The following is a 4,659-nucleotide window of genomic DNA, read 5'->3' on the forward strand; positions in this document are numbered from 1 at the left end:
GGCCTTTCCCGACCACGCGGTCATGGCCGAGGAGTCCTCCGGCGGCCGGCTTCCCCGACCCGATCCCATGCCCCGCCATCTCTGGCTGGTGGACCCCCTGGACGGCACGACCAACTACGCCCACGGGCTGCCCATCTACGCCGTTTCGATCGGCCTCCTGGTCGAGGGGGTGCCGGCGCTCGGAGTGGTGTACGATCCCTCCCGCGACGAGCTCTTCCACGGCGGCGTCGGACTGGGCGCCTACCTGAACGACCAGCCGGTCCGGGTCAGCGCCGAGGCCGACCTCGAGCGGTCCATCCTGGCCACCGGCTTCCCCTACGACCTGCGGGTTTCCGCGGACAACAACCTGGAACACTTCACCCGGTTCAGCTACGCCTCCCAGGCCATCCGGCGCCTGGGGTCGGCGGCCCTCGACCTGTGCTATGTGGCCTGCGGAAGGCTCGACGGATTCTGGGAGATCAAGCTCCACCCCTGGGACACGGCGGCGGCGGCGGCCTTCATCCCCGAGGCGGGGGGGCGGATAAGCGATTATTCCGGCGGACCCTTCGACGTCTTCGGTCTGGAAACCGTGGCCTCGAACGGCCTGATACACGAGCCGATGCTCCGGGTCATCTCCTCGACCGAACCGTAAAGGAGACGGAATGCGGAGGACGACGCTTTTCCTCGGCTGGTTCGCGGTCCTCCTCCTCGTGTCCTGCGGCGGCAAGGAGGAGCCCCCGGCCGGGGAGGTCCTCGACCTCACCGCGTCCCCGGACGGCGGGGCCGTCGTTTCCCCCGAGGTATCCATCGCCGAGCGGTACGCCGAGGTGGCCGAGGGTCCGCTGAACCTGCGCGAGAAACCCACCGTGAATTCGGCGGTCATCGTCCAGTTGCCCGCCCGGGCCCGGGTGGAGATTCTTAGCGAGGGGCGCGAGGAAACCATCGGGGAGGACACCGACCGCTGGTACGAGGTGCGCACCGCCGACGGAAAACACGGTTACGTCTTCGGGGCTTTTTTGACGCTGGACGCGCCGGCGCCGGCCGAGGGAACACCCGCTCCCCCGACCACCCTGGTGCTGCCGGGCTCCGCGACCCCCATTCCCGGAGACCTCGGGCCCGTCGAGCTTTTAGGCCTGTCCGAAGAGTCGGAGACGGCGGGGCGGCTGGCCGAGGCCGTGGATTACCTGGCCGCGGCGCTTTCCCTCAACCCGGAGAACGTCAAGGGTTACTTCCACCTGAGCGATTTATACTTCGAGCTGGAACGCTACGCCGACGCGGCCACCGCCCTGGAGAATTTCATCGCCCGCGAGCCCGACAGCTTCTGGGGGCACAACAACCTGGGCCTGGCCTGCATCCGGGCCAAGAACTACCCCCGGGCCATCGCCGTGCTGGAGCGGGCGGTGCAGCTCCAACCCGAGGGCCGCTCCGGGGATGCCGGAAAAGAGGCGGTGCGGCTGGCCTACCGCAATCTCATCGCCGCCTACCAGGCCAATCGGGACTCCGAGGGCGCCGAGCGGGCGCGCCGGCGGATGGACGCCCTTTAGCATGCCCACCCTCAACGAGCGCTTCGCCTTTCTGCCGCGCTTCCGCTATGAGGAGGAGCTCGCCGCGGGGGAGCGGGTGGAGCTCCTCGGCGAGGAGGCGCACCACGCGCTCCGGGTGCGGCGCCTGCGTCCCGGCGACCCCCTGGCGCTCGTCAACGGTCGGGGAACCACCGGCCGGGGCACAATCCTCCGCCTGACGGCGGGCGGCTTTTTCGTCGGAATAGAGGAGACGGCGGAGCGGCTGGGCGAACTGCCCGTAAAAATCGTCCTCTACCAGGCCCTGGTCAAGCACCGCCGCTTCGAGGAGGCGCTGTACATGGCGGTGGAGCTGGGCGTTTCCGCCGTGATTCCGTTGGTTTCCGAGCGCAGCGTGGCGCGGCCCAACCCGGAACGTCTGCCGGATCTCCTGTCGCGCTGGCACAGGATCGCCTGGGAGGAGACGAAGCTCTGCGAACGCAGCGTGGTGCCGGCGGTGGGGGCGCCGGTGGACCTCGCCACGGCGGTCAACTGCAGCGCCTGCAACCACAAGGTAATTCTCACCCCGCGCCGCGGGGCTCCGGCCCTGGACCGGCTGGTGGAGAACCTGGGCGCGCGCGAGGGGGAACGCATCGCCCTGGTCGTCGGCCCCGAGGGCGATTTCACCGATGAAGAGCTCGCCTACGCCCTGGCCTGCGGTTGCCGGGAGGCGAGCCTGGGCGACCGGCTCCTGCGGAGCGAGGTGGCGGGGGTGGCCGCCGTGACGGCGACCCTGGCCGGTCTGGGCGCCCTCGAGGAGTTCAAAAGGTAAACCGGGAGATATTTCATGCGGGATTGCATCTTCTGCCGGATCGTCGCCGGGGAGATACCCTCGGCCAAGGTTTTCGAGGACGAGCGCTACTACGCCTTCCGGGACATCAACCCCAAGACGCCGGTGCATTTTTTGGTCATCACCCGGGAGCACATCGGCGGGGTGGCCGACATGGAGGGACGCGAGGATCTCCTGGGCGGCCTCGTGAGCACGGGGGTCAAGCTGGCCGCCGAGCTGGGGCTCGCCGACGCCGGTTACCGGCTGGTTCTGAATCAGGGGGCCGACGGGGGGCAGAGCGTGCCCCACGTCCACCTCCACGTCCTGGGCGGGCGCGCTCTGGCCTGGCCTCCGGGGTAATGGACGCACTCCGCGTGATTTTTTCGCCGTCCGGCGATGCCCGGTGGAACATGGCCCTCGACGAGACCCTCCTCGCGGGGGTCGCCGGGGGCGGTTCCGGTTCGACGCTGCGGCTCTACTCCTGGCGGCCGCCGGGGATCAGCCTGGGGTATTTCCAGCCGGCGGGCATGGCGGACCTCGGGGCCTGCGCCCGGCTTGGGGTGGAGGTAGTACGGCGCGTCACCGGCGGCGGCGCGGTGTTCCACCACGGCGACGTGACCGCCTGCCTGGTTTGCCCCGCGAACGCCCTGCCCCGCAACGTCCGGGAGAGCTACCGCCTGTTGTCCGGGGCCCATGCCGCGGCGCTCCGCTCCCTGGGCCTGAACGCCGGGGTCGGCGACGAGGCCCCACCGTTGCCGCACCGGCTGCGTCCCGGCTATGATTGCTTCGCCCGGCTCACCGAGTGCGACGTCGCCATGGGCGGGGTGAAGGTGGCGGGGAGCGCCCAGCGTCGAAAAGGTATCGCGGTTCTCCACCACACCAGCGTCGTCTGGGAGCCCCAGCCGTCGGAGCTGCTCGCCCTCCTCCTGCCCGGCGCCGCGTCCATCGGCCGTCCGGCGGCGGTGCTGGAACTGGTTCCGGGAGCCGGCCGTAGGGAGTTCGAGGAGTTTCTCGCCGGGGAGGTCGCCGGAGCCATCGGCCTGGAGCCGCGGGTCGGTGAGTTGACCGGCGACGAAATATCGAGCGCCCGGCATCTGGCTACTGTTTGGAGACAAGGGGTTTAAACCCCTTGCCTTAAGAGGAAAAACGCTTGGAAATCGTTCAACAGGGGTAGGACGCCCCTTTACATACACTGCGAGGTCCCATGAGGTCGAAACCGGCTCTGCTCTTTTTGATACCGCTCTTTCTGTCCTGCACCGGCGGCTCCACGGTCGGGGACCAGGATTACATCGTCGCCCGCGTGGGCGACGCCACCCTGAACCGCCACGAGGCCGGACGCCTGCAGATTGAGGCCAAGCAGGGCAGCCTCGTCTTCCCTACGGTGGAGAGCGTGGTGGAGAGCTGGGTTATGGACCAGCTCGCCTACCAGGAGGCCAAGCGCCAGGGGATAGACAAAGAGGAGGAGATGGCCTGGATGCTCGAGCGGCAGGCGATCGCCCTCATGCGCGCCGCGCTCGTCAAGCGGGAAGTGCTGGACCGACTGCCCCCGGTGACGGAGGGCCAGGCCGTCCTGTTCTACGAAAAGCACAAGGAGGATTTCCGGGCCAAGGAGCCGCTGGTCTGGGTCTGGATGATCGAGCGCAACGACGAAGAGAGCGCCTGGGAGGTCCTCAGCCGCCTGAATCCCGACGGTTCCAACTTCCGCGCCGAAGCCCAGCTCTGGAGCCAGGGTGTGTCCCAGCCCAAGGGCGGCGACCGGGGATACATCGGCCAGTCGAGGCTCAAGCCCGTGTTGTGGGCCGTCTGCCAGGCGATTCCACTGGGGAAGGTCTCCGCGGTGATTCCCTTCCAGCAGGGCAACGCCGCCAGCTATGCCATCGTCCTGGTCAAGGACCGGGTAGACACCGGCGGGTACCAGAAACCGGAGGGCGTGGGGTACGACCTGTTGAAGGAGCGGGCGGCTGCCGAGCTGTATCGCGATGCGCTCGAGACCTACATGGACGGCTTGCGCGAGAAGACCTCGGTGTACAGATTCACCGGTGAACGATCGGACTCCGGCCCGGCGCAGCACGCCCGCGAGGAGCTCCCGCCTCCGCCGCAGCTCCCGCTCGCCCAGGAGCGGTGAGTCGGCCAGCGGCGTTCCGGGCTTGGGGACGAAGGGCGAGGCCGACACCGAGAGGTGGGTCCGTCCGAGGTTTTTTTTAATTTCCGCGGTCAGGGAACCGGCGGCCCGGAGGTCGTCGTCGGTCTCCACGGGCAGGCCGTACATCAGGTACAGCTTGAGCCCGCGGGCTCCGGCCTCTCGCGCGGCGTCGGCGGCGGCGAGGATGTCCCCGTCGGAGAGCCCCTTGC

The 4,659-nt window shown here is 68.8% G+C and carries 6 protein-coding genes; all 6 read left to right on the plus strand.

Annotated elements, in window-relative coordinates:
- Nucleotides 1-631, plus strand: a 631-nt coding sequence (locus tag NTW26_06305) for an inositol monophosphatase family protein (protein ID MCX7021868.1), incomplete at its 5' end; no start/stop codon positions are given.
- A gap of 10 nt (nt 632-641) precedes the next feature.
- Nucleotides 642-1,523, plus strand: coding sequence for a tetratricopeptide repeat protein (locus NTW26_06310; GenBank protein ID MCX7021869.1), 882 nt, complete (start codon nt 642-644; stop codon nt 1,521-1,523).
- 1 nt (nt 1,524) lies between these two features.
- Nucleotides 1,525-2,310 (plus strand): RsmE family RNA methyltransferase, encoded by a 786-nt coding sequence (locus tag NTW26_06315; GenBank protein MCX7021870.1) that lies wholly within the window; start codon nt 1,525-1,527, stop codon nt 2,308-2,310.
- Between the two features lie 15 nt (nt 2,311-2,325).
- Nucleotides 2,326-2,667 (plus strand): histidine triad nucleotide-binding protein, encoded by a 342-nt coding sequence (locus NTW26_06320; protein ID MCX7021871.1) that lies wholly within the window; start codon nt 2,326-2,328, stop codon nt 2,665-2,667.
- Nucleotides 2,667-3,431, plus strand: a complete 765-nt coding sequence (locus NTW26_06325; protein MCX7021872.1) for a hypothetical protein — start codon at nt 2,667-2,669, stop codon at nt 3,429-3,431. Before NTW26_06320 ends, NTW26_06325 begins: the two co-directional genes overlap by 1 nt.
- Before the next feature lie 80 nt (nt 3,432-3,511).
- Complete coding sequence (locus NTW26_06330; protein ID MCX7021873.1) at nt 3,512-4,432, plus strand: hypothetical protein; 921 nt, start codon at nt 3,512-3,514, stop codon at nt 4,430-4,432.
- The last annotated feature ends 227 nt before the right edge of the window (nt 4,433-4,659 follow it).

Source organism: bacterium, from assembly GCA_026398675.1.
GTDB lineage: Bacteria > RBG-13-66-14 > RBG-13-66-14 > RBG-13-66-14 > RBG-13-66-14 > RBG-13-66-14.